This window comes from Pseudomonas sp. AOB-7 (assembly GCF_003696305.1).
Classification (GTDB): Bacteria; Pseudomonadota; Gammaproteobacteria; order Pseudomonadales; family Pseudomonadaceae; genus Aquipseudomonas.
In genome coordinates, this window is record NZ_RFFK01000011.1 from 20,202 (window position 1) to 43,713 (window position 23,512).

The following is a 23,512-nucleotide window of genomic DNA, read 5'->3' on the forward strand; positions in this document are numbered from 1 at the left end:
CACTCTACGCAAGGTTTCCCCCGCCCGCCCAGCGCCAATGACTTGATAGGGCTGCGACGCCCATATACTGTATATAAAAACAGTATTCGAGCGCCCGCCATGCAACTGATCGAGAAGCTCACCATCCTCGCCGACGCCGCCAAGTACGACGCCTCCTGCGCCAGCAGCGGCGCGCCCAAGCGCAGCTCCAAGGGCCAGGACGGCATCGGTTCGACCAACGGCATGGGCATCTGCCACAGCTACACGCCGGACGGCCGCTGCGTGGCGCTGCTGAAGATACTGCTGACCAACTTCTGCCTGTACGACTGCCAGTACTGCATCAACCGCCGCTCCAGCGACGTGCCGCGCGCCCGTTTCAACCCCGAGGAAGTGGTCAGGCTGACCCTGGATTTCTACAAGCGCAACTGCATCAGCGGCCTGTTCCTCAGCTCCGGCATCATCCGCTCGGCCGACTACACCATGGAGCAGCTGATCCGCGTCGCCCGCCTGCTGCGCCAGGAGCACCAGTTCCGCGGTTACATTCATCTGAAGACCATCCCCGATGCCGCACCGGAGCTAATCGCCGAGGCCGGCCTGTATGCCGACCGCCTCAGCGTCAATATCGAGCTGCCCAGCGAAACCAGCCTGATCCGCCTGGCGCCGGAAAAGAACGTCGCCAGCATCCACCAGGCCATGCACAGCATTCATCTCGGCGAGCGCGAGGCCCAGGAGGAACGCCGCGCGCCGCGCTTCGCCCCGGCCGGGCAGAGCACGCAGATGATAGTCGGCGCCGACGCCACCGACGACAGCACCATCCTGCACAACGCCCAGAGCCTGTATCACGACTACCGCCTGCGGCGCGTCTACTACTCGGCCTTCAGCCCGATTCCGCAGAGCCCGAAGACGGTGCCCTTCGATGCGCCACCGCTGCTGCGCGAACACCGCCTGTACCAGGCGGATTTCCTTATGCGCGGCTATGGCTTCAGCGCTAGCGAACTGCTGGCCGGCCCCGGCAACCTGGCGCTGGACATCGACCCCAAGCTGGCCTGGGCGCTGGCCAATCGCGAGCAGTTTCCGGTGGATCTGAACCGCGCCGATGAATCATTGATCGCCCGCGTACCGGGCATCGGCGTGCTCAGCGCGCGGCGCCTGGGCGCGTTGCGTCGCGAACGGCGCATCCGCTACGAAGACCTCAAGCGCCTGCGCTGCGTGCTGGAAAAGGCCAAGCCCTTTATCGTCACCCAGGACTACCGCCCGCCGCGGGCCGAACACGAATCCCTGGTGCTGCGCCAGCAACTGCGCGACACCCCGGCGCAGATGGCCCTGTGGTGATGCACAGCCTGCGTTTCGACGGCAGCTTCGCCACCTGGCGCCAGGCCGCGCGGCGCGCCCTGTTGCAGGGCCTTGCACCGCATCAGCTGCAATGGCTGGACGAAGAGGCGGCGCCTGGCCTGTTCGACCAGCCCGCCGAACGCGCGCCGCAGCCCAGCGGCCGCCTGCGTGTCTCCCCCGAATTGCTCGACTTGCTGGAAAGCGCTGCGCAGTACCGTGGCGAGGAGCGCTGGAGCCTGCTCTACCGCGTGCTCTGGCGCTTCGTGCAGGGCGAGCGCAGCGCCGTGCTGGCCGGCGACCCCGACGGCAGCGAGCTGCATCGCCGGCTCAAGGCGGTGCGCCGCGAGGCGCATCACCTGCATGCCTTCGTGCGTTTCCAGCCATGCAAGGCAACAGGCGCGCCGGACTTCGTCGCCTGGTTCGAACCGGCGCACGACATCCTCGCCGCGGCCAGCGGCCACTTCGCCGAGCGCCTGGGAAAGCACAGCTGGCTGATCGCCACGCCGCGTGACGGCGTTTACTGGGATGGCCAGCGCCTGCAGCACGAGCGCCGCTGCCCGGCGCAGTGGCGAGCCTGGGCAGAGCAGCCCGAGGATGACGGCCAGGCCCTGTGGCGTGCCTATTACGGCAGCACCTTCAACCCGGCCCGGCTCAACCGCACGGTGCTGCAGCAGCACCTGCCGCTGAGATTCTGGAAGCACCTGCCTGAAGGGCCATTGATCCCGCAACTGATGAGCGAAGCGCGCGCCGGCGCGCAACGCGATGGCCAGGCATTGGTGCTGGCGGGCAGGAAGGGCAAACGCATTGGCGGGATAAACGAAGGGGACGCATCGCGTCCCCCGTCTGGCAGCGTCAGCGGAAGCGTCGGCCCGGATCTTCCTCGCTGACCTCCAGCGCCAGGCCCTGGGACATGCTGGTCAGGTGGTCGCCGTCGGTTTCCGAGCCGAGCTTGATCATCAGGCGCAGGTCGTTGGCCGAGTCGGCGTAGAGCAGCGCGTCTTCGTAGGTGATCTCGCCCTGGGTGTAGAGGTTGTACAGTGCCTGGTCGAAGGTCTGCATGCCCTGCTCGGTGGAGCGCTTCATCAGGCCCTTGAGCTCGTGCACCTCGCCCTTGCGGATCAGGTCGGCGGCCAGCGGGGTGTTGATCAGCACCTCGATCACCGCGCGGCGACCTTTGCCATCCGGGGTTGGAATCAGTTGCTGAGCGACGATGGCCTTGAGGTTGAGCGACAGGTCCATCCACACCTGGTTCTGCCGATCGGCCGGGAAGAAGTTGATGATGCGGTCCAGCGCCTGGTTGGCGTTGTTGGCATGCAGGGTGGCCAGACACAGGTGGCCGGTTTCGGCGAAAGCCACGGCGTGGTCCATGGTCTCGCGGGTCCGCACCTCGCCGATCAGGATCACGTCCGGCGCCTGGCGCAGGGTGTTCTTCAGCGCCACCTCGAAGGACTCGGTGTCGATGCCCACCTCGCGCTGGGTGACGATGCAGTTCTGGTGCTGGTGGATGTACTCGATCGGGTCTTCGATGGAGATGATGTGGCCGCTGCTGTTCTTGTTGCGGTAGCCGATCATCGCCGCCAGCGAGGTGGACTTGCCGGTACCGGTGGCGCCGACGAACAGCACCAGGCCGCGCTTGGTCAGTGCCAGTTTCTTGAGGATTTCCGGCAGCTTGAGGTCGTCGATGGTGGGGATGTTGGTCTCGATGCGGCGCAGCACCATGCCCACCAGGTTGCGCTGATAGAAGGCGCTGACGCGGAAACGGCCGATGCCGCGGGCGCTGATGGCGAAGTTGCACTCGTGGTTCTCGGCAAAATCGCGGCGCTGCGCCTCGTTCATCACGCCGAGCACGGTCTCGCGGGTCTGCTCCGGCGACATGGCGTTCTTGGTCACCGGCATGATCTTGCCGTTGACCTTCATCGACGGCGGTACGCCAGCGGTGATGAACAGGTCGGAGCCGCCTTTTTCCACCATCAGGCGCAGCAGTTTTTCGAATTCCATCGTCGTTCTCGCAGCTTGGTGAGCAATGCCGTTCGGCAGCCATCTGCCGAATCGTAGGAGCGAGCTCTGCTCGCGAACAGGGTAACGCCAAAAGCTTCGCTCGCGATGCTCGCTCCTACACCAGTTCCTAGAGGCTTTCCGGGCTCTTGGCCTTCTCGCGCGCGCTGTCGCGGCTGACCAGGCCCTTGGCCACCAGGGTCTTGAGGCAGGCGTCGAGGGTCTGCATGCCCAGCGAACCGCCGGTCTGGATCGCCGAGTACATCTGCGCCACCTTGTCCTCGCGGATAAGGTTACGGATCGCCGGGGTGCCGATCATGATCTCGTGGGCCGCCACCCGGCCGCCGCCGATCTTCTTCAGCAGCGTCTGCGAGATCACCGCCTGCAGCGATTCCGAGAGCATGGAGCGGACCATGGATTTTTCTTCGGCGGGGAACACGTCGACCACCCGGTCGATGGTCTTCGCCGCGCTGGTGGTGTGCAGGGTGCCGAACACCAGGTGACCGGTTTCCGCGGCGGTCAGCGCCAGGCGGATGGTTTCCAGGTCGCGCATCTCGCCCACCAGGATGATGTCCGGGTCTTCCCGCAGCGCCGAACGCAGGGCCTCGGAGAAGCCGTGGGTGTCGCGGTGCACCTCGCGCTGGTTGACCAGGCACTTCTTCGACTCGTGAACGAATTCGATCGGGTCTTCGATGGTGAGGATGTGGTGGTACTTGTTGCTGTTGAGGTAGTCGAGCATCGCCGCCAGGGTGGTCGACTTGCCCGAACCGGTGGGACCGGTGACCAGCACCAGGCCGCGCGGCACGTCGGTGATCTTGCGGAACACCTCGCCCATGCCGAGGTCTTCCATGGTCAGCACCTTCGACGGAATGGTCCGGAACACCGCACCGGCGCCGCGGTTCTGGTTGAAGGCGTTGACCCGGAAACGCGCCACGCCCGGCACCTCGAAGGAGAAGTCGGTCTCGAGGAACTCTTCGAAGTCCTTGCGCTGCTTGTCGTTCATGATGTCGTAGATCAGCGCGTGCACCTGCTTGTGGTCCAGCGGCGGCAGGTTGATCCGGCGAACATCGCCGTCGACGCGGATCATCGGCGGCAGACCGGCCGAGAGGTGCAAATCCGACGCGCCTTGCTTGGCGCTGAAGGCAAGCAGCTCGGTAATATCCATGGGACTCCCCAATTACAAGCAAGCAGGTAGAATGCCGCGAACCCTCAAACGGCCGGGCTGATAGAGCGCAGGTAATGTCCACGATAGCAGAGAATATTGCAAAGGTCGGAGCGCGCATCCGTGAGGCGGCGCAAGCCTCGCAGCGCAATCCGCTGGATATCGGCCTGCTCGCGGTGAGCAAGACCAAACCCGCCGCCGTCATCCGCGAAGCCTATGCCGCCGGCCTGCGCGACTTCGGCGAAAACTACCTGCAGGAAGCCCTGGACAAACAGGCCGAGCTGACCGACCTGCCCTTGATCTGGCACTTCATCGGCCCCATTCAGTCGAACAAGACCCGGCCCATCGCCGAGCATTTCGCCTGGGTACACTCCGTGGATCGCCTGAAGATCGCCCAACGCCTGTCCGACCAGCGCCCGGCGCAGCTGCCGCCGCTGAATATCTGCCTGCAGGTCAACGTCAGCGGCGAGCCCAGCAAGTCCGGCTGCAGCCCGGACGAGCTCCCGGCCCTGGCACAGGCGGTTACACAACTGGCCAACCTGCGCCTGCGCGGATTGATGACAATCCCCGAGCCGACCGACGACGTCGCCGCCCAACACCAAGCCTTCGCCCGCCTGCGCCAGTTGCGCGATGATCTGGCACTGAACCTCGACTGCCTGTCCATGGGCATGAGCCATGACCTGGAGGCCGCCATCGCCGAGGGCGCCACCTGGGTGCGCATCGGCACCGCGCTGTTCGGCGCCCGCGATTACGGCCAGTCCGCCGCCCACTGATATAAAGGAAGCCACCGCATGAGCAACCCGATCATCGCCTTCGTCGGCGCCGGCAACATGGCCGCCAGCCTGATCGGCGGCCTGCGCGCCCAGGGCACCCCGGCCAGCGCGATCCGCGCCAGCGAACCGAACGCCGAGCAGCGCCAGCGCCTGCACGCCGAGCACGGCATCGCCCTGTTCGAAAGCAATGCCGAGGCCATCGCCGGCGCCGAGCTGATCGTCCTGGCGGTCAAGCCGCAGGTGATGAAGGCGGTGTGCCTGGACCTGGCGCCGCACCTGCAACCGGGCCAGCTGATCGTCTCCATCGCCGCCGGCATCGCCTGCGCCAGCCTGGAGCGCTGGCTGGGTCAGCGCCCCGTGGTGCGCTGCATGCCCAATACCCCGGCGCTGCTGCGCCAGGGCGTTTCCGGGCTGTACGCCAACGCCCGGGTCAGCAGCGCACAAAAGGCCCAGGCCGAACAGCTGCTGAGCGCCGTGGGCCTGGCCCTGTGGCTGAACGACGAGGCGCAGCTCGACGCGGTGACCGCGGTGTCCGGCAGCGGACCGGCCTATTTCTTCCTGCTGATCGAGGCCATGACCGCCGCCGGCGAGCGGCTCGGCCTGCCGCATGAGACCGCCGCCCGCCTGAGCATCCACACCGCGCTGGGCGCCGCGCGCATGGCCAGCGAGAGCGATGTCGACGCCGCCGAGCTGCGCCGCCGGGTCACCTCGCCGAACGGCACCACCGAGGCGGCGATCGAGACGTTCCAGGCCGGCGGCTTCGAAGCGCTGGTGCAACAGGCGCTGAATGCCGCCGCCAACCGTTCGGCCGAACTGGCCGAGCAACTGGGTCAATAAGGAGTTTGCATGTCCGGATTCATCGAAGCCCTCATCTACATCATCCAGACCCTCGGCAGCCTATACCTGCTGATCGTGCTGCTGCGCTTCATCCTGCAACTGGTGCGCGCCGATTTCTACAACCCGCTCAGCCAGTTCATCGTCAAGGCCACGCAGCCGCTGCTGACCCCGCTGCGCCGGGTGATCCCCGGCATCGCCGGACTGGACCTGGCCTCGCTGGTGCTGGCCATCCTGGTGCAGCTGCTGCTGATGCTGGTGACCCTGACGCTGATGGGTTACAACGCCGGCGGCTTCCTCCTGCAACTGCTGGTGTGGTCGGTGATCGGCGTTACCTCGCTGTTCCTCAAGGTGTTCTTCTTCGCCCTGATCGTCAGCGTGATCCTCTCCTGGGTCGCCCCGGGCAGCTACAACCCCGGCGCGCAACTGGTCAACCAGATCTGCGAGCCGGTGCTGGCGCCGTTTCGCAAGCTGCTGCCGAACCTCGGCGGCCTGGACATCTCGCCGATCTTCGCCTTTATCGCGATCAACCTGGTGGACCGCTTCGTCATCGGCAACCTGGCCGCCATGACCGGCCTGCCGCCGATGCTCAGCCCCTTCCTGTGAGATGAGCTGGTACCGCTGGGACGGCGAGGACCTGATCCTCGACTGCCACCTGCAGCCCAAGGCGAGCAGCGATGGGTTCGCCGGACTGCACGGCGACCGCCTGAAGATCCGCCTCACCGCGCCGCCGGTCGAGGGCCAGGCCAACGCCCAGCTGCAGACCTTCCTGGCCAAGGCCTTCGGCGTGGCGAAAAGCCAGGTGAGCCTGGAGAGCGGCCAGCTGAACCGCCACAAGCGCCTGCGCATCCAGGCCCCGCGCTGCCTGCCGGCGCTGCCGGGACTGGCGCGTCCCGACAGCGCATGACCGTCCGGCGCCCGCAACGACCGCTCGGCGCTCGCCACCGGCCGTAAGGCGGGACTGGGCAGGCGGGCGATTGACGGCCGCCGCCGCCACCGCATAATGCGGGGTATTCAGGCGAACGCCGTGCGTTCTGGCGGCAAACCGACGCGAACCGTCGCCCAAGCGGTGCCGGTCGCCAGCGCCCCGACCACCAGCCGCCGCATGCGTTGCCCAGAGGAGAGCCAGGATGAGCATGGAACGTCTCAGCCAGCAGGTCGATGCCTACGTCGCCTGGAAGCGCGAGTTGATGCGCGAGATCACCCGCTACCGCAGCTGGCTGGAGCACAATCGGCTCAACTCCGAGGCGGTGCAGGCCAAGCTCGAACGCGCACTCAAGCTGCTGCGCACCGATCACATCACCCTGGCCTTCGTCGGCGAGTTCTCCCGCGGCAAGACCGAACTGATCAACAGCCTGTTCTTCTCCGAGTACGGCCAGCGCATGCTGCCCTCGCATGCCGGGCGCACCACCATGTGCCCCACCGAGCTGTTCTTCGACCCGCGCTCGGAGCGCTCCTACATCCGCCTGCTGCCGATCGAGACGCGCACCGCCTCGGCCAGCGTCGCCCAGTTCAAGCGCATCCCGCGGCACTGGGTGAACATCCCCCTGGACACCAGCGACCCGGCCAACATGGCCCTGGCCTTCAGCCAGGTGGCCAAGACCAAACCGATGCCGGTGGAGCAGGCGATCCAGCTCGGCTTTCACCCGGACATGCTCGAAGGCACCGGCAAGCGCGGCCAGGTGCTGGTGCCGGCCTGGCGCCACGCCATGGTCAACTTCGACCACCCGCTGCTGCGCCAGGGCCTGCGCATCCTCGACACCCCGGGCCTCAACGCGCTCGGCAGCGAGCCGGAACTGACCCTGTCGATGCTGCCCAGCGCCCAGGCGATCATCTTCCTGCTGGCCGCCGACACCGGCGTCACCGCCAGCGACATGAGCATCTGGCAGCAACACATTCGCCAGCTCGACGAAGACACCCAGACCTGCCTGTTCGCCGTGCTGAACAAGATCGACGTGCTCTGGGACGACCTGGCCGGCGAAGCCTTCGTGCAGAACGCCATCGGCCAGATCCAAGCCGCCACCGCGCGCCAGCTGGGCATCGGCAAGGACGAGGTGCTGCCGCTGTCGGCCAAGCAGGCGCTGCTGGCCAAGGTGCGCAAGGACGAGGAACTGCTGGCCCGCAGCCAGATGGCCAACCTCGAGACCCTGCTCTGCGAACGCATCGTCGCGCAGAAGGAACGCCTGATCGAAGACCGCGTGGTGCGCCAGGTGCTGGCCCTGCTCAACAACAGCCAGCACGTGCTGGGCCTGCGCCTGGAGAAGGTCGGCGAACAGCTCGCCCTGCTCGGCAACCACCAGCAGGACAACGGCCAGCTGCTGTTCGAGCTGACCGCCAAGACCAAGGAAGACCACAGCCTGCACCACAAGCGCCTGCTCGGGCTGAAGACCAACCAGCGCCTGGTTCAGCGCCAGGGCGAGCTGCTGCGCCACGCCGCGCGCGCCGAACGCCTGGAAGAACACCTGGACCAGGTCCGCCGCAACCTCACCGGCAGCTGGACCACGCTGGGCATCAACCAGGCCATCCTGCACTTCTTCCGCGCCGTGGAGCACGACCTGCACGGCCTGGAGCAGGAAGCCGAGATGGCCAACAAGATGGTCGCCGCCCTCTACCGCCGGCACAACGAGGACAACCCGCTGCACGGCGTCGACGCACCGCAGTTCCAGGCCCAGCGCTACCTGCGCGAGCTGAAGAAACTGCAGGCCAAGGGCGACCAGTTCCGCCTGCACGTCAAGACCCTGCTCACCGAGCAGCGCAGCCTGACCCGACGCTTCTTCGCCACCCTCGCCCAGGAGGTGATCGGCCTGCACCAGCGCCTGCGCCAGGACGCCGAACAGTGGGCCGGCGACGCCCTGATGCCGCTGATGCAGCACACCCTGGAACACAAGCAGATGCTGGAAACCCATATGCTGCGGCTCAAATCCCTGGCCCAGGAAACCCAGCAGACGCGCAAGCGCAGCCAGCAACTGGCGCACTACCAGCAGGAGCTGGAACAGCAACTGGCCCAGGCCGCCGACATGCTGCGCATCCTGCGCCGGCCGGCGCCGGTACAGCGCCAGGGCAAGGTGGTCAGCCTGCCCTCGGCGATAGGCGCGCAGGCCGGCGGCGAATAGCCGCGCACTGTGGCCGGAGCGGGCGCCAGCTCGCTTGCCGCTGCCGGCGGCGCTCTTTAGACTGGCGCCCTCCTCCGATTCGATAGCAGCGCCTCAATGCCCACTGCCTTTCCCGAAGACTCCGTAGGCCTGGTCAGCCCCCAGGTGCAGCGCTTCAGCGAGCCGCTGGCGCTGGCCTGCGGACGCAGCCTGGCCGAGTACGAACTGGTCGTCGAAACCTACGGCGAACTGAATGCCGCACGCAGCAACGCGGTGCTGATCTGCCACGCCCTGTCCGGCCATCATCATGCCGCCGGCTACCACAGCCCGGACGACCGCAAGCCCGGCTGGTGGGACAGCTGCATCGGTCCCGGCAAGCCGATCGACACGCGCAAGTTCTTCGTCGTCAGCCTCAACAACCTCGGCGGCTGCAACGGCTCGACCGGTCCGAGCAGCGCCAACCCGGCCACCGGCAAGCCCTACGGCGCCGACTTCCCGGTGATGACCGTGGAAGACTGGGTGCACAGCCAGGCGCGCCTGGCCGACCGCCTGGGCATCGCGCAGTGGGCCGCGGTGATCGGCGGCAGCCTCGGCGGCATGCAGGCGCTGCAGTGGACCATCAGCTACCCCGAGCGCGTGCGCCACTGCCTGGCGATCGCCTCGGCGCCCAAGCTGTCGGCGCAGAACATCGCCTTCAACGAAGTCGCGCGCCAGGCCATCCTCACCGATCCGGAGTTCCACGGCGGGCATTTCCAGGAGCGCGGCGTGATCCCCAAGCGCGGCCTGATGCTGGCGCGCATGGTCGGCCATATCACCTACCTGTCCGACGACGCCATGGGCGAGAAATTCGGCCGCGGCCTGAAGAGCGAGAAGCTCAACTACGACTTCCACAGCGTCGAGTTCCAGGTCGAGAGCTACCTGCGCTACCAGGGCGAGGAGTTTTCCGGGCGCTTCGACGCCAACACCTACCTGCTGATGACCAAGGCGCTGGACTACTTCGACCCGGCCGCCGCCCATGACGGCGACCTGGCCAAGACCCTGGCCGCGGCCCAGGCGGATTTCTGCGTGATGTCCTTCACCACCGACTGGCGTTTCTCCCCGGCCCGCTCGCGGGAGATAGTCGATGCGCTATTGGCGGCGAAGAAGAACGTCTGCTACCTGGAGATCGACGCGCCGCAGGGCCACGACGCCTTCCTCATGCCGATCCCGCGCTACCTGCAGGCGTTCGGCAGCTACATGAAGCGGATCGAGGTATGAGCATGCGAGCGGATCTGGACATCATCCAGGAATGGATCGCCCCGGGCAGCCGCGTGCTCGACCTGGGCTGCGGCGACGGCGAGCTGCTGGCCTGGCTGCGCGAGCACAAGCAGGTGGCCGGCTACGGCCTGGAGATCGACGCGGAGAAGATCGCCACCTGCATCGAGCGCGGGGTCAACGTGATCGAGCAGAACCTCGACGAGGGCCTGGGCAACTTCGCCAGCGACAGCTTCGACGTGGTGGTCATGACCCAGTCGCTGCAGGCGCTGCACTACCCGGACAAGGTGCTGGCGGAGATGCTGCGGGTCGGCAAGACCTGCATCATCACCTTCCCCAACTTCGGCCACTGGCGCTGCCGCTGGTACCTGACCACCAAGGGCCGCATGCCGGTGTCGGATTTTCTGCCCTACACCTGGTACAACACGCCGAACATCCACTTCTGCACCTTCGAGGACTTCGAACGCCTGTGCCACGCCCAGGGCGCGCGGGTCGAGGAGCGCCTGGCGGTGGATCGCGACCATCGCCACGGTTGGGCCAGCCGAGTCTGGCCTAATCTATTAGGTGAGATCGGCATCTATCGCATCAGCGGTGCGAACTGAGCCATCGCCTGCCCGAGGAGAACCATCATGCGCCGCATCATCCCCTTCCTGATCGCCCTGTGCCTGGCCCTGCCGGCCGTCGCCGAACGCAAGCAGAGCTTCGGCGATCTCGACGTGCACTACAGCGTGTTCAACTCCAGCTTCCTGCAGCCGGACATCGCCGCGGCCGCCGGCCTGACCCGCAGCAAGACCCAGGGCGTGGTCAACGTCGCCGTGCTCAAGGCTGGCAAGGCCAGCACCGCGCAGGTCGGCGGCCAGGTGAAAAACCTGCTCGGGCAGATCACGCCCCTGACCTTCAAGCAGGTCACGGAAAGCGGCGCCATCTACTACCTGGCGCAGTTCCCCTTCTCCAGCCGCGAGGTGCTGAGCTTCACCCTCGAGGTGCAGCAGGGCGGCAACCCGCACAGTTTCAGCTTCAACCAGGAAATGTTCCCCGACGAATGACAGCCTTCAACGAACTGGTGCTGGCCAGCCACAACGCCGGCAAACTCAAGGAACTGCAGGCCATGCTCGGCGACGCCGTGCGCCTGCGCTCGATCGGTGAATTCTCCAGCGTCGAGCCGGAGGAAACCGGCCTGTCGTTCGTCGAGAACGCCATCCTCAAGGCGCGCAACGCCGCGCGCATCTCCGGCCTGCCGGCGCTGGCCGACGATTCCGGTCTGGCGGTGGATCATCTCGGCGGCGCCCCCGGCATCTACTCGGCGCGCTACGCGGACGGCCGGGGCGATGCGGCGAACAACGCCAAGCTGCTCGATGCCCTGAAAGATGTGCCGGACGCCCAGCGCGGCGCCCAGTTCGTCTGCGCCCTGGCCCTGGTGCGGCACGCCGACGACCCCCTGCCGATTCTCTGCGAGGGCCTGTGGCACGGCCGCATCCTGCATCAGGCGCGCGGCGAGCAAGGTTTCGGCTACGACCCGCTGTTCTGGGTAGAAGACTGTCAGCGCTCGGCCGCCGAACTGCCGGCGGCGGAAAAGAACCGCCTAAGCCACCGCGCCCGCGCCATGGCCCTGCTCAAGCAGCGGCTGGGGCTGGCGTGAGCCAGCACCCTGCACCCCACTCCCCCGGCGCTGGGGAACGGGGCTTCGCGCTGCCGCCTCTGGCGCTCTATATCCATATCCCCTGGTGCGTGAAGAAGTGCCCCTACTGCGACTTCAACTCCCACGCGGCCGGGCCGACGCTGCCGGAAGAGGAGTACGTCGACGCCCTGCTGGCCGACCTCGACGCCGACCTGGGCCAGGTGCATGGCCGGCCGCTGAGCTCGATCTTCTTCGGCGGCGGCACCCCCAGCCTGTTCTCCGACCGCGCCCTGGGCCGCCTGCTGGAGGGCGTCGAGCGCCGCGTGGCGTTCGCCGGCGACATCGAGATCACCCTGGAAGCCAACCCCGGCACCTTCGAGCAGGCCAAGTTCAAGGGCTACCGGGCGCTGGGCATCAATCGCCTGTCGATCGGCGTGCAGAGTTTCCAGGAGGCCAAGCTCAAGGCGCTGGGGCGCATCCACGACGGCCGTGAAGCAATCCGCGCCGCCGACATGGCGCGCGCCGCCGGCTTCGACAACTTCAACCTCGACCTGATGCACGGCCTGCCCGAACAGAGCCTCGAGGACGCGCTGTTCGACCTGCGCACCGCCATCGCCCAGGCGCCGACGCACCTGTCCTGGTACCAGCTGACCATGGAGCCGAACACGCTGTTCTGGAGCCAGCCGCCGGTGCTGCCCGAGGACGACCTGCTGTGGGACATCCAGGAGGCCGGCCAGGCGCTGCTGGCGGCCGAGGGCTACGCCCAGTACGAGGTGTCCGCCTACGCCCAGCCCGGCAAGCAGGCGCGGCACAACCTCAACTACTGGACCTTCGGCGACTTCCTCGGCATCGGCGCCGGCGCCCACGCCAAGCTCAGCGACCCGCACGGGCGCATCCTGCGCACCTGGAAGACCCGCCTGCCCAAAGACTACCTGGACGCGGCCAAAGCCTTCCAAGCCGGCGAGCGCCTGCTCGGCGCCGACGAGCTGCCCTTCGAATTTCTCATGAACGTGCTGCGCCTCACCGACGGCGTGCCGGCAAGCCTGTTCACTGAGCGCACCGGTCTGCCCCTGGCCAGCCTGGACGCCGCCCGCACCGAAGCGCAGGCGCGCAAGCTGCTGCGCACCGAGCCCGAGCGGCTGTGCGCCACCGCCGAGGGCCAGCTGTTTCTCAACGATTTGCTGCAACACTTCTTGCCCTGACCGCCCGGATGGCTAACAGGCCGTTGAAAAACGTAGGCGAGGCAGCCAGTGCAAGGCAAAAACAGGCGAGGAAGCGGAGTTTACAGGCTGTAAATGAGCATTCCGAGCCTGTTTTTAACGCAGCAATGGCAACGTAGGTAGTTTTTCAACAGCCTGTAAGGACCCCGGATGGATCTCGTACTAGACCTGATCGTCACCCTCTCGCGCTGGAGCCGCAGCCACCTCGGCGACATTTCCCTGGCCATCATGGCCACCCTGCTGGTGCTGTTCGGCCCGGCCATCAACGCCTGGGTCCAGCGCACCATCGGCAACCTCAATTTCGTCCTGCGCACCCTGCTGTTCGTGGTGTTCTGCGCGGTCGGCTACGGCCTGGCCATCGTCTTCCTCACCCCCTGGCTGGCCAAGGGCCTGGCGCATTTCAACAACTTCACCCTGGCGCCGGTGCTGATCCTGATCTTCGTGGTGATCGGCATATTGGCCGACCGCAACTAAGGCCGGCAGCAGCATATACCGACTAAGGGTAACCACCAGGCCCAACACCGCCATAAAAAACGCCGCGACCCGGTAAAGGCGTCGCGGCGTTTCGCTCGAACATGCGGCCTGCGGCCGCGTGCCTCAGTTGCCCTCGCGGCGCAGCGCCTGCGGGGTGAAGTCGCGCGGGGTCAGCTTGGCGTCGAAGTCGTACATCTTCTCGTTGTTGTCCAGGCCGTCGGCGAAGTAGCGGCTGCCCTTGAAGTCGTAGATGGTCTCCAGGGTCGAGCCGAACATCGGCACCTCGTAGTAGCTGATCGGGTGGGCTTCCTGCAGGCCGATCAGTTCGCCGTGCCTGTCGTACAGGTCGACGGCGAGGATCTGCCAGCTGTCCTCGTCCAGGTAGAAGCGGCGCTTGGCGTAGGGATGGCTGAAACCGGTGCGCAGGTCCGCTTCGACCACCCAGACGCGGTGCAGCTCGTAGCGCAGCAGCTCGGGATTGACGTGCTTGGCCTGGAGGATATCGCCGTAGGCGATGCCCTTCTGGTGCACGGCGTAGCTGTTGTAGGGCACCAGCATCTCGCGCTTGCCCAGCAGCTGCCACTCGTAGCGATCCGGCGCGCCGTTGTAGGCGTCGACCTGGTCGGCGGTGGCCATGCCGTTGGTATCCGGCTGCAGGGTGTCGTAGGCCAGCATCGGCAGGCGCCGCACGCGGCGCTCGCCGCGGTTGAAGCGCCAGGCCTTGCGGATGGCGAGAATCTGGTCGAGGGTCTCCTGCACCACCAGGGCCGAACCGGCCAGCTTGGCCGGCGCCACCACCTTGTACTTGTAGTAGAACAGGGTGTTGTCCAGGTCCTGCGGCGCGACGCCGTCGCGGCCGTAGAGGAAATAGATGTCGCGCTCGAGCTTGAGCAGGTTGTAGCTGCCGTTGCTGAGCACCGCGGCCTGGTTGGTGGCCATGCTGATCTGGTCGCCACGGTAGCGCATGATATGGTTCCAGATCGCTTCCTGACCGTTCTGCGGCAACGGGAAGGGCACGCCGGAGGCGGCGCCCTGCACGCCGTTGCCGCCGGAGATCAGCTCGGCGTTGAGCGCGTTGAAGCGGGTGGCATCGTAGATGCGCTGCGGCGCCGCGGCGCTGCGCCGGGTGGGGAACACCCGCAGATAGTAGCCGGGGTTCTGTTGCAGCAGGGCCTTGAGCCCCAGCGGCAGCTGTTGTTCATGCTGCGCCAGGTTGCCGGCGTCGACCCGATACTGCATGGCGTCGGCGGCATAGGGATCGGGGTGGTGCATGCCCGGCTGGTAATTGGCCAGCGGCGTAGCCAGGCCGCCGCTCCAGGCGGGAATGGTGCCGGCGGCATTGCCGGCGCGTTCGCCGCCCAGCGGTGTCAGCTCCTGGCCCAGGCGCGCGGCCTGGCTGGCATCGACCTTGGCCTGGGCCTGCAGGGCCAGGGCGCTCAGCAGCAGAATGGAAACCGATCTCAACACAATGCTCTCCTCACGGCGCCGCGGCAGCGGCGTCGCTGTTATCCGCGCGGCCCGCGGCCGCGCTTATCGTTTTGTTGTGTCTGCGGTGAGGTGCCGTCCTGGCCGTCGGGTTATCCCGATCTGCTTAGGCGTCCTGCCATTTTTGGCGAAGCGGTGGGGATGTGCAGCAGTGATCACTCCTGGCGCTGGAACTTGAGGTCCCATACGCCATGACCGAGGCGTTCGCCGCGGCGCTCGAACTTGGTTACCGGGCGCTCCTCAGGGCGCGGCACGTAGCTGCCGTCGGTGGCCAGGTTGCGGTAGCCCGGCGCGGCGTTCATCACCTCGAGCATGTGCTCGGCGTAGTTCTCCCAGTCGGTGGCCATGTGCAGCACGCCGCCGATCTTCAGCTTGCTGCGCACCAGCTCGGCGAAGGCCGGCTGAACGATGCGCCGCTTGTGGTGCCGGGCCTTGTGCCAGGGATCGGGGAAGAACAGCAGCACGCGATCCAGGCTGGCATCGGCCACGCACTGGCGCAGCACTTCCAGGGCATCGCAGCTGTACACCCGGACGTTGCTCAGGTTCTGCGCCATCACCCCGTTGAGCAGGGCGCCGACGCCGGGCTTGTGCACCTCGACGCCGATGAAGTCCTGCTCCGGCGCGGCGGCGGCCATCTCCAGGGTGGAATGGCCCATGCCGAAGCCGATCTCGAAGGTGCGCGGCGCGCGGCGCCCGAACAGCTCGTCGAAATCGCGCAGGCCGTCTTCCAGCTCCAGGCCGAACAGCGGCCAGCCCTTGTCCAGGCCGCGCTGCTGACCCTCGGTCATGCGCCCGGCGCGCATCACGAAGCTCTTGATGGTGCGGAGCCGGCGACCGTCTTCGGTTGTTTCGGGCTGTTGCGTGTCAGTCATGCGGAACTCGTTATTTGATCAGGCCATCCAGCGGCGACGACGCGCTGGCATAGAGTTTCTTCGGCATGCGCCCGGCCAGATAGGCCAGGCGCCCGGCTTCCACCGCGTACTTCATGGCCTGGGCCATGAGCACGGGGTTGTCGGCATGGGCGATGGCGCTGTTCATCAGCACCGCCTCGCAGCCCAGCTCCATGGCGATGGTGGCGTCGGAGGCGGTGCCCACGCCGGCGTCGACCAGCACCGGCACCTTAGCCTCTTCGAGGATGATGCGCAGGTTGTAGGGGTTGCAGATGCCCAGGCCCGAGCCGATCAGGCCGGCCAGCGGCATCACCGCGACGCAGCCCATGTCCGCCAGCTGACGGGCGATGATCGGGTCGTCGCTGGTGTAGACCATCACGTCGAAACCGTCCTTAACCAGAATCTCGGCGGCCTTGAGGGTCTCGATCACGTTGGGGAACAGCGTCTTCTGGTCGGCCAGCACTTCCAGCTTGACCAGCTTGTGGCCGTCGAGCAGCTCGCGCGCCAGGCGGCAGGTGCGCACGGCGTCGGCGGCGTCGTAGCAGCCGGCGGTGTTGGGCAGGATGGTGTACTGGTCGGGGCTGATCACGTCGAGCAGATTCGGCTCGCCCGGATTCTGGCCGATATTGGTGCGGCGCACCGCCACGGTGACGATCTCGGCGCCGGAGGCGGCGATGGCATCGCGGGTCTCGTCCATATCCTTGTACTTGCCGGTGCCGACCAGCAGACGCGACTGGTAGGTGCGGCCGGCCAGGGTGAAGGGCTTGTCGCTGCGAACTTGGCTCATGGAGAAACTCCTCAAGGGGATCAACCGCCGCCGATGGCGTGCACCACTTCCACCTGGTCGCCCTCGGCGAGCCGGGTGCTGTCGTGCTGGCTGCGTGGAACTATGTCCAGATTGAGCTCGACCGCCACGCGGCGCCCGGCCAGGTCGAGACGGGCCAGCAGGTCCGCGACGCTCTGGTTGTCGGGCAGCTCGAAGGGTTCACCATTCAACTGAATGCGCATGACGGCTCGGTCACAACTAGGAAGAGGGCCGGCATTCTAGCCCGATAGCCAGCCGCGACCAAGGCTAAAAGGCGCCATTCGTCCTCAAATCTGACGCCCGAGTCAGGTCAATTTCCAGGCCGCCAGGCCCAGGCACAGCCAGCCCAGCAGAAAGGCGACACCGCCGAAGGGGGTGACGATGCCCAGCTTGCCGATGCCGCTCAGGGTCAGCAGATAGAGGCTGCCGGAGAACAGCAGGATACCCAGGGCGAAGGCGCCGCCGGCCAGGTTGACCAGGCGCCCCGGTGCCTGCAGCGCCAGCAGGCCAACACCGAACAGGGCCAAGGCATGGATCAGCTGGTAGTGGCTGCCGGTCTGGAACACCGCCAGATGCTCCGGACTCAGGCGCCCCTTGAGCCCGTGGGCGGCGAAGGCGCCGAGGGCGACGCCGGTAAAGCCGGCGAAGGCCGATAACAACAACCAGAGACGAGCCATATACCCTCCAGGGCGCAGTGGAAAATCGGCGCAGTTTAACCGTTGAACCGGCCTGCCCAGGGATTGTCAGTGTCGCACCCACGGCCGCCGAGGCCTCAACCACTAAAGACTCCGCAAAAAACGCGTCGTCCTTGTTGCCTACCATCCCAGCAGGCCGCCAAAGGCAACGTCAAAAATTGCTCCCGGCATTTTTTTGATTTAATAGCGCCTTTCTCGCTCACCCCGGACTCCGATGCTCCGCACCCTGACCCGCCGCCTGCTGAAACTCGTGCTCTGGCTGATGCTGGCCAGCGCACTGCTGGTGCTCGCCCTGCGCTGGCTGCCGCCGCCCGGCACGGCGCTGATGCTCGAGCGCAAGCTCGCGTCCTGGGGCACGCAACAGCCGCTGGAGCTCAAGCGCCAGTGGCGGCCCTGGAACCAGCTGCCGGATCACCTGAAGATGGCGGTGATCGCCGCCGAAGACCAGAAATTCGCCGAACACTGGGGCTTCGACCTCGGCGCCATCCAGGCCGCGCTGGCGCACAACCAGAGCGGTGGCTCGCTACGCGGCGCCAGCACCCTCAGCCAGCAGGTGGCCAAGAACCTGTTCCTCTGGTCCGGCCGCAGCTGGCTGCGCAAGGGCCTGGAGGCCTGGTTCACCGCGCTGATCGAGCTGCTCTGGTCGAAGGAGCGCATCCTCGAGGTCTACCTCAACAGCGTCGAATGGGGCGACGGCATCTTCGGCGCCGAGGCGGCCGCGCAGCATCACTTCGGCGTCGGCGCGCCCTATCTGGATCGCCAGCAGGCCAGCCAGCTGGCGGCGGTGCTGCCCAACCCGCTGCGCTGGAGCGCCGGCCGCCCGGATCGCTATGTCGCCCGCCGCGCCGCCTGGATTCGCCAGCAGTCGCTGCAACTGGGCGGCGGGCACTACCTCAACCAGCTCAAGCCGGTCAGGCCCAGCTGGTGGCCGAAATGGCTGTAGCATGCGCCGGGTGACGCCGCTTTCATCGGTGCGCGCGGCCTAGGGACGAGGCGCGAACGCGCGCTTGGGCACGGCATGCAGCAGTTCGACCTCATCGCCCTGCAGATGCACCGTCAGCCCCCATTGTGGATAGACCCAGGCCTGCCCCGCGGCCAGTTCCAGACTCAGCCGCGGCTGACCCAGCGTCGCCGCCACGCGCTCGGCGGCCAGAGCGGCCGGCGGTTTGAGACTCACCGCGCGTACGACAAACCCCGCCATCTGCTCGGCCAGCGCCGTACCCAGCAGTTGTTCGGCATCGCCGGCGCGCAAGCCCTGGGCGGCCAGCAGGCTGTCGCCCTGGGCCTCGCTCAGGGCCAGCTCGGCCTCCAGCGCCCAGCTGCCCTCGGCCCCCGCCAGCTCCGCCCGGTGCAGCACCCGCGCGCCATCCAGGCGCGGTTGCAACCAAAGCTCGCCAGGCGCCAGCGCCTGCACCTCGCGCAGCGCCAGGCGCTCTTCCGCCAACGGCTGCAGCAGCGCGTCGCGCCACCGCGGCAGATCGGCCACCGGCGTCACCTCGCCGCTGCGCATCAGCCAGGCGCCCCAGGCGAAGAACAGCGCGGCGACGAGGCCGAACAGCAGCCAGTGCTGCGCTTTCAACGGCGGTCTGTTCACAGGCATTTTCTCCGGACAGAAAAAAGCCGCACCCGGGTGCGGCTTGATTCGCGTGCATGACTCAAGCGGCGATGGAGCCCTTGAGCTTGTTCATGGCGTTCTTCTCGAGCTGACGGATACGCTCGGCCGAGACGTTGTACTTGGCGGCCAGGTCGTGCAGGGTCGCCTTCTCCTCGGCCAGCCAGCGCTGGTAAAGGATGTCGCGGCTGCGCTCGTCGAGGCTTTCCAGGGCCTCATGCAGGTTGCTGCTGGAGCTGTCGCTCCAGTCGGCGTCCTCCAGCTGGCGAGCCGGGTCGTAGCGGTGGTCTTCCAGATAATGCGCGGGCGACTGGAAGGCGCTGTCGTCGTCGGCGTCGGCGGCCGGGTCGAAGGCCATGTCCTGGCCGGTCAGGCGGCTTTCCATCTCGCGCACTTCGTGCGGCTCGACGCCCAAGCTCTTGGCCACGGCGGTGACTTCGTCGTTGTTCAGCCAGGCCAGACGCTTCTTCTGGCTGCGCAGGTTGAAGAACAGCTTGCGCTGCGCCTTGGTGGTGGCGACCTTGACGATGCGCCAGTTCTTCAGGATGAACTCGTGGATCTCGGCGCGGATCCAGTGCACGGCGAAGGACACCAGGCGCACGCCCATTTCCGGGTTGAAGCGCTTGACCGCCTTCATCAGGCCGACGTTGCCTTCCTGGATCAGATCGGCCTGGGCCAGGCCGTAGCCGGCGTAGCTGCGGGCGATATGTACGACGAAACGCAGGTGGGCCAGCACCATCTGCCGGGCGGCCTCGAGATCCTGCTGGTAGTAGAGACTCTCGGCCAGCTCGCGCTCCTGCTCCGGCGTCAGCAGCGGGATGCTGTTGACCGCATGCACGTAAGCCTCCAGGTTGGCGCCTGGAACCAGAGCATGAACAGGTTGCAAGGAAGTGGACATTCGAATCCTCCGATTCACGAAACTCGTGCAGTTTAGCACTGCGCCATCTGACGCGGATCCTGTGGATAAGTTCCGTTACAGATAGTCAATATCAATGAAAACAATGACTTATCACCGAGGCGCCAATTCGTTGAGATGACGCGCCACGGCCAGCCAGGCGCCAATATAGCCCAAGAGCACGGCGCCGAGCAGCAGGGACAGACCATCGGACGAGGGCACCCCGCCGAGGGCGAAATCGCTGCCGTACAAGCCGGCCAACCGTACCACCGCATCGTTCAGCCAATCCAGGCCGAAAGCCAGCAGCAGCCAGGCGAATACGCCGGCGCCGATGCCGTACAGCGCGCCCATATAAAGGAAGGGCCGGCGCACATAGCCGTCGGTGCCGCCGACCAGCTTGATCACCTCGATCTCGGCGCGGCGGTTCTCGATATGCAGGCGGATGGTGTTGCCGATCACCAACAGCAGGGCGAGGATCAGCAGCAGGCTGAGGCCGAAGACGAAACGGTCGCCGAGCTTGAGGATGGCCGTCAGGCGCTCGACCCAGACCAGGTCGAGCTGCGCCTGCTGCACCCGCGGCAACTCGGCCAGGCGCAGGCGCAGGGCTTCCAGCTTGGCCTTGTCGACCTCCACCGGGGTCACCAGGATCACTCCCGGCAGCGGGTTCTGCGGCAGCTCCTTGAGCGCCTCGCCCAGCCCGGACAGCTGCTGGAACTCCTCCAGCGCCTGCTCGCGGCTAATCCACTCGACCTCGGCGACGTCGTCCATCGCCGCGATCTGCTCGCGCAGGGCCTGGCCCTCGCGCTTGCCGGCCTCCAGTTCGAGGAACAGGGAAATCTGCGCCGCACGCTGCCAAGAGCCGCCGAGCTTCTCGACGTTGTCCAGCAGCAGTGCCAGGCCCATGGGCAGGCTCAGCGCCACGGCCATCACCAGGCAGGTGAAGAAGCTGCCGATGGGCTGGCGGGCCAGGCGGCGCAGGCTGTCGACCAGGCTGGCGCGGTGGCTTTCCAGCCAGGCATGCAGCAGGGTGCGAAAATCCGGGCCGTCTTCCGGCAGCTGGTCGCTGACCTTGTTGCGTGGTGCCGCGCCGACCCGTTCGGCCGGCTGCGGTGGCGGCATCTTCGACGCGCTCATCAGGCAGCCTCCCCGTCGCCGATCAGGCGACCGCGTTGCAGGGTGAGCATGCGGTGGCGCATGCGCGCGATCAGCGCCAGGTCGTGACTGGCGATCAATACGGTGGTGCCAAGCCGGTTGATGTCCTCGAACACCCCCATGATCTCCGCGGCCAGGCGCGGGTCGAGGTTGCCGGTGGGTTCGTCCGCCAGCAGCAGGGCCGGGCGGTGGACGATGGCGCGGGCGATGCCGACGCGCTGCTGCTGGCCGGTGGACAGATCCCCGGGCGCCTGCGCGGCCTTGTCGCTGAGGCTGACCCGCTCCAGCGCGGCGCCGACCCGTTTGGCGATCTCCGGCTTGGCCAGGCCGAGGATCTGCAGCGGCAGGGCGACGTTGTCGTACACCGTGCGGTCGAACAGCAGCTGGTGATTCTGGAACACCACGCCGATCTGCCGACGCAGGAAGGGAATCTGCGCATTGGTGATGGTGGAGAGGTCATGCCCGGCCAGCATCAGCTTGCCGCTGGTCGGCCGCTCCATCGCCAGCAGCAGCCGCAGCAAGGTGCTCTTGCCGGCGCCGGAGTGGCCGGTGACGAAGAGAAATTCGCCGGGGCGAACGCGAAAACTCAGCTCGTGCAGCCCGACATGGCCATTGGCATAACGCTTGGCGACCTGCTCGAATCGGATCATCCCTGCTCGCGCTCCTCGAAAAGTGCCTGGACGAAGGCCTGCGCCTGGAACGGCCGCAGGTCGTCGATGCCCTCACCGACGCCGATATAGCGGATCGGCAGGCCGAACTGCTTGGCCAGGGCGAAGATCACCCCGCCCTTGGCGGTGCCGTCCAGCTTGGTCAGCGCCAGGCCGGTGAGGCTCACCGTCTGGTCGAACTGCTTGGCCTGGTTGATGGCGTTCTGCCCGGTGCCGGCGTCGAGCACCAGCAGCACCTCGTGCGGCGCCGTGTCGTCCAGCTTGCCGATCACCCGACGGACCTTCTTCAGCTCTTCCATCAGGTTGTCCTTGGTGTGCAGGCGGCCGGCGGTGTCGGCGATCAGCACGTCGATGCCGCGCGACTTGGCCGCCTGCACCGCATCGAAGATCACCGAGGCCGAGTCGGCGCCGGTGTGCTGGGCGATCACCGCGATCTGGTTGCGCTCGCCCCACACCTGCAGCTGCTCCACCGCGGCAGCACGAAAGGTATCGCCGGCGGCGAGCATGACCTTCTTGCCTTCCAGTTGCAGCTTCTTGGCCAGCTTGCCGATGGTGGTGGTCTTGCCCACACCGTTCACCCCGACCACGAGGATCACGTAGGGCTGCTTGGCGACGTCGATCAGCAGCGGCTGCTCGACCGGCTTGAGCAGGCCGACCAGCTCCTCCTGTAGCGCCTTGTACAGCGCGCCGCTGTCCGCCAGCTCCTTGCGCGCCACGCGGCGGGTCAGGTTGCCGATGATCGCGGTGGTGGCCTCGACGCCGACGTCGGCGGTGAGCAGGCGGGTTTCCAGCTCGTCGAGCAGCTCGTCGTCGATGGCCTTCTTGCCGAGGAACAGGCTGGCCATGCCCTCGCCGAGGCTGGCGCTGGTCTTGCTCAGGCCCTGCTTGAGGCGGGCGAAGAAGCTGGGTTTGTCCTGGGTGGCCGGCAGCGGCGCGGCGACCGCCGTCTCGCTGGGCGGAACGACGGGCGCGGCCACGGGCTCAGGGGCGACGGGCACCTCGGCAGCCGGCGGCACGGGGGCGTTGTCGCCGCCGAGCAGGCGCGAGAAGAACCCGGGCTTGTCGTCGGCGCGCGGCGCTGGGGCTGCGCCGGCCGCCGCTTCGTCGATGGCGGCGGGCTGCGCAGGCAGGCTGGGAGCAATTTCGACAGGCACCGGTTCGGCCGGCGCTTGCGGCTGCGCTTCGGCGACCGGCAGCGGCGCGGGCTCGGGCTCGGGCTCGGGCTCGGCCGCCGGCTGGGCGGGGGCCTGTGGTTCGATGGCGAGCGACTCGATGCTCGGCGCCGGCACCGCGTCCGGCGCGCTCGAGGACGCCTCGGCGGCGGGCGCGGCGGACTCGGCCGGCTTCTTGCGCAGCCAGCCGAACAGGGATTTCTTTTCTTCGGTCACAGGCGGGGTCTGCGCGCCGGCCGCGGCCGGCGACTTCTTGTCGTCATTGGAACCAAACATGGGTCGCTTGCATCTCAAGGGGGCGGTCGCTTACAGCCTGATACGCCCGGCTGCGCCGCCCCGGAAAAGGATGGGGTATCCTAGCACCTCTTCGCCCGCCGGCGGTACGACCGCCCAGGCCATCCGACA

General features: G+C 67.0%; 26 protein-coding genes. 14 read left to right on the forward strand and 12 right to left on the reverse strand.

The window, feature by feature from the left end:
- Positions 1 to 99 precede the first annotated feature (99 nt).
- Positions 100 to 1,311, forward strand: coding sequence for a putative DNA modification/repair radical SAM protein (locus EA796_RS18200; RefSeq protein WP_122109628.1), 1,212 nt, complete (start codon positions 100 to 102; stop codon positions 1,309 to 1,311).
- Positions 1,311 to 2,198, forward strand: coding sequence for a TIGR03915 family putative DNA repair protein (locus EA796_RS18205; RefSeq protein WP_122109629.1), 888 nt, complete (start codon positions 1,311 to 1,313; stop codon positions 2,196 to 2,198). The genes EA796_RS18200 and EA796_RS18205 overlap by 1 nt, the downstream gene beginning before the upstream one ends.
- Here EA796_RS18205 and EA796_RS18210 read toward each other — a convergent pair.
- Both EA796_RS18210 and pilT read right to left on the reverse strand, forming a co-directional pair.
- Entirely contained in the window at positions 2,164 to 3,309 is a 1,146-nt protein-coding gene (locus EA796_RS18210) for a PilT/PilU family type 4a pilus ATPase (RefSeq protein WP_021443776.1), read from the reverse strand. The two genes, EA796_RS18205 and EA796_RS18210, sit on opposite strands and share 35 nt — an antisense overlap.
- A gap of 127 nt (positions 3,310 to 3,436) precedes the next feature.
- Positions 3,437 to 4,471 carry a type IV pilus twitching motility protein PilT gene (gene pilT / locus EA796_RS18215; protein WP_021443775.1) on the reverse strand — a complete coding sequence of 345 codons (1,035 nt, stop codon included), beginning with the start codon at positions 4,469 to 4,471 and terminating at the stop codon, positions 3,437 to 3,439.
- A 74-nt stretch (positions 4,472 to 4,545) separates the two neighbouring features.
- Between pilT and EA796_RS18220 the strand changes: the two genes are divergently transcribed.
- From EA796_RS18220 to EA796_RS18270, 11 genes are all read left to right on the forward strand, one after another.
- On the forward strand, positions 4,546 to 5,241 hold the full coding sequence (locus EA796_RS18220) for a YggS family pyridoxal phosphate-dependent enzyme (protein ID WP_122109630.1): 696 nt from the start codon (positions 4,546 to 4,548) through the stop codon (positions 5,239 to 5,241).
- Between the two features lie 18 nt (positions 5,242 to 5,259).
- Positions 5,260 to 6,078 (forward strand): pyrroline-5-carboxylate reductase, encoded by an 819-nt coding sequence (gene proC, locus EA796_RS18225; RefSeq protein WP_122109631.1) that lies wholly within the window; start codon positions 5,260 to 5,262, stop codon positions 6,076 to 6,078.
- Positions 6,079 to 6,087: 9 nt separating this feature from the next.
- Entirely contained in the window at positions 6,088 to 6,681 is a 594-nt protein-coding gene (locus EA796_RS18230; protein ID WP_021443772.1) for a YggT family protein, read from the forward strand.
- A 1-nt stretch (position 6,682) separates the two neighbouring features.
- Complete coding sequence (locus EA796_RS18235; protein ID WP_122109632.1) at positions 6,683 to 6,982, forward strand: DUF167 domain-containing protein; 300 nt, start codon at positions 6,683 to 6,685, stop codon at positions 6,980 to 6,982.
- 223 nt (positions 6,983 to 7,205) lie between these two features.
- The gene (locus EA796_RS18240; RefSeq protein WP_021442012.1) at positions 7,206 to 9,188 is read left to right on the forward strand and encodes a dynamin-like GTPase family protein; all 1,983 of its coding nucleotides are present in this window, start codon (positions 7,206 to 7,208) and stop codon (positions 9,186 to 9,188) included.
- 96 nt (positions 9,189 to 9,284) lie between these two features.
- Positions 9,285 to 10,424 carry a homoserine O-acetyltransferase gene (locus EA796_RS18245; protein WP_021442011.1) on the forward strand — a complete coding sequence of 380 codons (1,140 nt, stop codon included), beginning with the start codon at positions 9,285 to 9,287 and terminating at the stop codon, positions 10,422 to 10,424.
- A 2-nt stretch (positions 10,425 to 10,426) separates the two neighbouring features.
- Positions 10,427 to 11,023, forward strand: a complete 597-nt coding sequence (gene metW / locus EA796_RS18250; protein ID WP_122109633.1) for a methionine biosynthesis protein MetW — start codon at positions 10,427 to 10,429, stop codon at positions 11,021 to 11,023.
- 27 nt (positions 11,024 to 11,050) lie between these two features.
- Positions 11,051 to 11,467 (forward strand): DUF4426 domain-containing protein, encoded by a 417-nt coding sequence (locus EA796_RS18255; RefSeq protein WP_021442009.1) that lies wholly within the window; start codon positions 11,051 to 11,053, stop codon positions 11,465 to 11,467.
- The gene (gene rdgB, locus EA796_RS18260; protein ID WP_021442008.1) at positions 11,464 to 12,060 is read left to right on the forward strand and encodes an RdgB/HAM1 family non-canonical purine NTP pyrophosphatase; all 597 of its coding nucleotides are present in this window, start codon (positions 11,464 to 11,466) and stop codon (positions 12,058 to 12,060) included. The genes EA796_RS18255 and rdgB overlap by 4 nt, the downstream gene beginning before the upstream one ends.
- Positions 12,057 to 13,241, forward strand: a complete 1,185-nt coding sequence (hemW, locus tag EA796_RS18265; RefSeq protein ID WP_122109634.1) for a radical SAM family heme chaperone HemW — start codon at positions 12,057 to 12,059, stop codon at positions 13,239 to 13,241. The genes rdgB and hemW overlap by 4 nt, the downstream gene beginning before the upstream one ends.
- Positions 13,242 to 13,409: 168 nt before the next feature.
- A complete protein-coding gene (locus EA796_RS18270) occupies positions 13,410 to 13,733 on the forward strand; it encodes a DUF3392 domain-containing protein (protein ID WP_021442006.1) in 324 nt (107 codons plus the stop codon).
- A 123-nt stretch (positions 13,734 to 13,856) separates the two neighbouring features.
- Here EA796_RS18270 and EA796_RS18275 read toward each other — a convergent pair whose 3' ends face one another.
- The 5 genes from EA796_RS18275 to EA796_RS18295 form a co-directional block, all read right to left on the reverse strand.
- Positions 13,857 to 15,200: a DUF1329 domain-containing protein gene (locus EA796_RS18275; RefSeq protein ID WP_122109635.1), complete on the reverse strand. Its 1,344-nt coding sequence runs from the start codon at positions 15,198 to 15,200 to the stop codon at positions 13,857 to 13,859.
- Between the two features lie 173 nt (positions 15,201 to 15,373).
- Complete coding sequence (gene trmB / locus EA796_RS18280; protein ID WP_021442004.1) at positions 15,374 to 16,090, reverse strand: tRNA (guanosine(46)-N7)-methyltransferase TrmB; 717 nt, start codon at positions 16,088 to 16,090, stop codon at positions 15,374 to 15,376.
- Between the two features lie 10 nt (positions 16,091 to 16,100).
- Positions 16,101 to 16,895: a thiazole synthase gene (locus EA796_RS18285; protein ID WP_122109636.1), complete on the reverse strand. Its 795-nt coding sequence runs from the start codon at positions 16,893 to 16,895 to the stop codon at positions 16,101 to 16,103.
- 20 nt (positions 16,896 to 16,915) lie between these two features.
- Positions 16,916 to 17,116 carry a sulfur carrier protein ThiS gene (gene thiS, locus EA796_RS18290; RefSeq protein WP_021442002.1) on the reverse strand — a complete coding sequence of 67 codons (201 nt, stop codon included), beginning with the start codon at positions 17,114 to 17,116 and terminating at the stop codon, positions 16,916 to 16,918.
- A 102-nt stretch (positions 17,117 to 17,218) separates the two neighbouring features.
- The gene (locus EA796_RS18295) at positions 17,219 to 17,590 is read right to left on the reverse strand and encodes a DUF423 domain-containing protein (RefSeq protein WP_122109637.1); all 372 of its coding nucleotides are present in this window, start codon (positions 17,588 to 17,590) and stop codon (positions 17,219 to 17,221) included.
- 232 nt (positions 17,591 to 17,822) lie between these two features.
- On the opposite strand from EA796_RS18295, the gene mtgA reads away from it, so the two are divergent.
- Positions 17,823 to 18,551: a monofunctional biosynthetic peptidoglycan transglycosylase gene (gene mtgA, locus EA796_RS18300; protein WP_122109638.1), complete on the forward strand. Its 729-nt coding sequence runs from the start codon at positions 17,823 to 17,825 to the stop codon at positions 18,549 to 18,551.
- A gap of 39 nt (positions 18,552 to 18,590) precedes the next feature.
- Here the strand turns inward: mtgA and EA796_RS18305 are convergent, their stop codons facing one another.
- The 5 genes from EA796_RS18305 to ftsY form a co-directional block, all read right to left on the reverse strand.
- On the reverse strand, positions 18,591 to 19,202 hold the full coding sequence (locus EA796_RS18305) for a hypothetical protein (RefSeq protein ID WP_122109639.1): 612 nt from the start codon (positions 19,200 to 19,202) through the stop codon (positions 18,591 to 18,593).
- A 61-nt stretch (positions 19,203 to 19,263) separates the two neighbouring features.
- Positions 19,264 to 20,118, reverse strand: coding sequence for an RNA polymerase sigma factor RpoH (rpoH, locus tag EA796_RS18310; RefSeq protein WP_031303194.1), 855 nt, complete (start codon positions 20,116 to 20,118; stop codon positions 19,264 to 19,266).
- Positions 20,119 to 20,229: 111 nt separating this feature from the next.
- Positions 20,230 to 21,249, reverse strand: coding sequence for a permease-like cell division protein FtsX (gene ftsX / locus EA796_RS18315; protein WP_122109640.1), 1,020 nt, complete (start codon positions 21,247 to 21,249; stop codon positions 20,230 to 20,232).
- On the reverse strand, positions 21,249 to 21,917 hold the full coding sequence (gene ftsE, locus EA796_RS18320) for a cell division ATP-binding protein FtsE (protein ID WP_021444353.1): 669 nt from the start codon (positions 21,915 to 21,917) through the stop codon (positions 21,249 to 21,251). Before ftsE ends, ftsX begins: the two co-directional genes overlap by 1 nt.
- Positions 21,914 to 23,383: a signal recognition particle-docking protein FtsY gene (gene ftsY, locus EA796_RS18325; protein ID WP_122109641.1), complete on the reverse strand. Its 1,470-nt coding sequence runs from the start codon at positions 23,381 to 23,383 to the stop codon at positions 21,914 to 21,916. The genes ftsE and ftsY overlap by 4 nt, the downstream gene beginning before the upstream one ends.
- Positions 23,384 to 23,512: the final 129 nt, after the last annotated feature.

What these genes read in the sequence shown, in the direction of transcription:
- EA796_RS18200 (WP_122109628.1), top strand. Translation starts at nt 100, where the DNA reads ATGCAACTGATCGAGAAGCTCACCATCCTCGCCGACGCCGCCAAGTAC.
- EA796_RS18205 (WP_122109629.1), top strand. Translation starts at nt 1,311, where the DNA reads ATGCACAGCCTGCGTTTCGACGGCAGCTTCGCCACCTGGCGCCAGGCC.
- EA796_RS18210 (WP_021443776.1), bottom strand. Translation starts at nt 3,309, where the DNA reads ATGGAATTCGAAAAACTGCTGCGCCTGATGGTGGAAAAAGGCGGCTCC.
- pilT (WP_021443775.1), bottom strand. Translation starts at nt 4,471, where the DNA reads ATGGATATTACCGAGCTGCTTGCCTTCAGCGCCAAGCAAGGCGCGTCG.
- EA796_RS18220 (WP_122109630.1), top strand. Translation starts at nt 4,546, where the DNA reads ATGTCCACGATAGCAGAGAATATTGCAAAGGTCGGAGCGCGCATCCGT.
- proC (WP_122109631.1), top strand. Translation starts at nt 5,260, where the DNA reads ATGAGCAACCCGATCATCGCCTTCGTCGGCGCCGGCAACATGGCCGCC.
- EA796_RS18230 (WP_021443772.1), top strand. Translation starts at nt 6,088, where the DNA reads ATGTCCGGATTCATCGAAGCCCTCATCTACATCATCCAGACCCTCGGC.
- EA796_RS18235 (WP_122109632.1), top strand. Translation starts at nt 6,683, where the DNA reads ATGAGCTGGTACCGCTGGGACGGCGAGGACCTGATCCTCGACTGCCAC.
- EA796_RS18240 (WP_021442012.1), top strand. Translation starts at nt 7,206, where the DNA reads ATGAGCATGGAACGTCTCAGCCAGCAGGTCGATGCCTACGTCGCCTGG.
- EA796_RS18245 (WP_021442011.1), top strand. Translation starts at nt 9,285, where the DNA reads ATGCCCACTGCCTTTCCCGAAGACTCCGTAGGCCTGGTCAGCCCCCAG.
- metW (WP_122109633.1), top strand. Translation starts at nt 10,427, where the DNA reads ATGCGAGCGGATCTGGACATCATCCAGGAATGGATCGCCCCGGGCAGC.
- EA796_RS18255 (WP_021442009.1), top strand. Translation starts at nt 11,051, where the DNA reads ATGCGCCGCATCATCCCCTTCCTGATCGCCCTGTGCCTGGCCCTGCCG.
- rdgB (WP_021442008.1), top strand. Translation starts at nt 11,464, where the DNA reads ATGACAGCCTTCAACGAACTGGTGCTGGCCAGCCACAACGCCGGCAAA.
- EA796_RS18270 (WP_021442006.1), top strand. Translation starts at nt 13,410, where the DNA reads ATGGATCTCGTACTAGACCTGATCGTCACCCTCTCGCGCTGGAGCCGC.
- trmB (WP_021442004.1), bottom strand. Translation starts at nt 16,090, where the DNA reads ATGACTGACACGCAACAGCCCGAAACAACCGAAGACGGTCGCCGGCTC.
- EA796_RS18285 (WP_122109636.1), bottom strand. Translation starts at nt 16,895, where the DNA reads ATGAGCCAAGTTCGCAGCGACAAGCCCTTCACCCTGGCCGGCCGCACC.
- thiS (WP_021442002.1), bottom strand. Translation starts at nt 17,116, where the DNA reads ATGCGCATTCAGTTGAATGGTGAACCCTTCGAGCTGCCCGACAACCAG.
- EA796_RS18295 (WP_122109637.1), bottom strand. Translation starts at nt 17,590, where the DNA reads ATGGCTCGTCTCTGGTTGTTGTTATCGGCCTTCGCCGGCTTTACCGGC.
- mtgA (WP_122109638.1), top strand. Translation starts at nt 17,823, where the DNA reads ATGCTCCGCACCCTGACCCGCCGCCTGCTGAAACTCGTGCTCTGGCTG.
- rpoH (WP_031303194.1), bottom strand. Translation starts at nt 20,118, where the DNA reads ATGTCCACTTCCTTGCAACCTGTTCATGCTCTGGTTCCAGGCGCCAAC.
- ftsX (WP_122109640.1), bottom strand. Translation starts at nt 21,249, where the DNA reads ATGAGCGCGTCGAAGATGCCGCCACCGCAGCCGGCCGAACGGGTCGGC.
- ftsE (WP_021444353.1), bottom strand. Translation starts at nt 21,917, where the DNA reads ATGATCCGATTCGAGCAGGTCGCCAAGCGTTATGCCAATGGCCATGTC.
- ftsY (WP_122109641.1), bottom strand. Translation starts at nt 23,383, where the DNA reads ATGTTTGGTTCCAATGACGACAAGAAGTCGCCGGCCGCGGCCGGCGCG.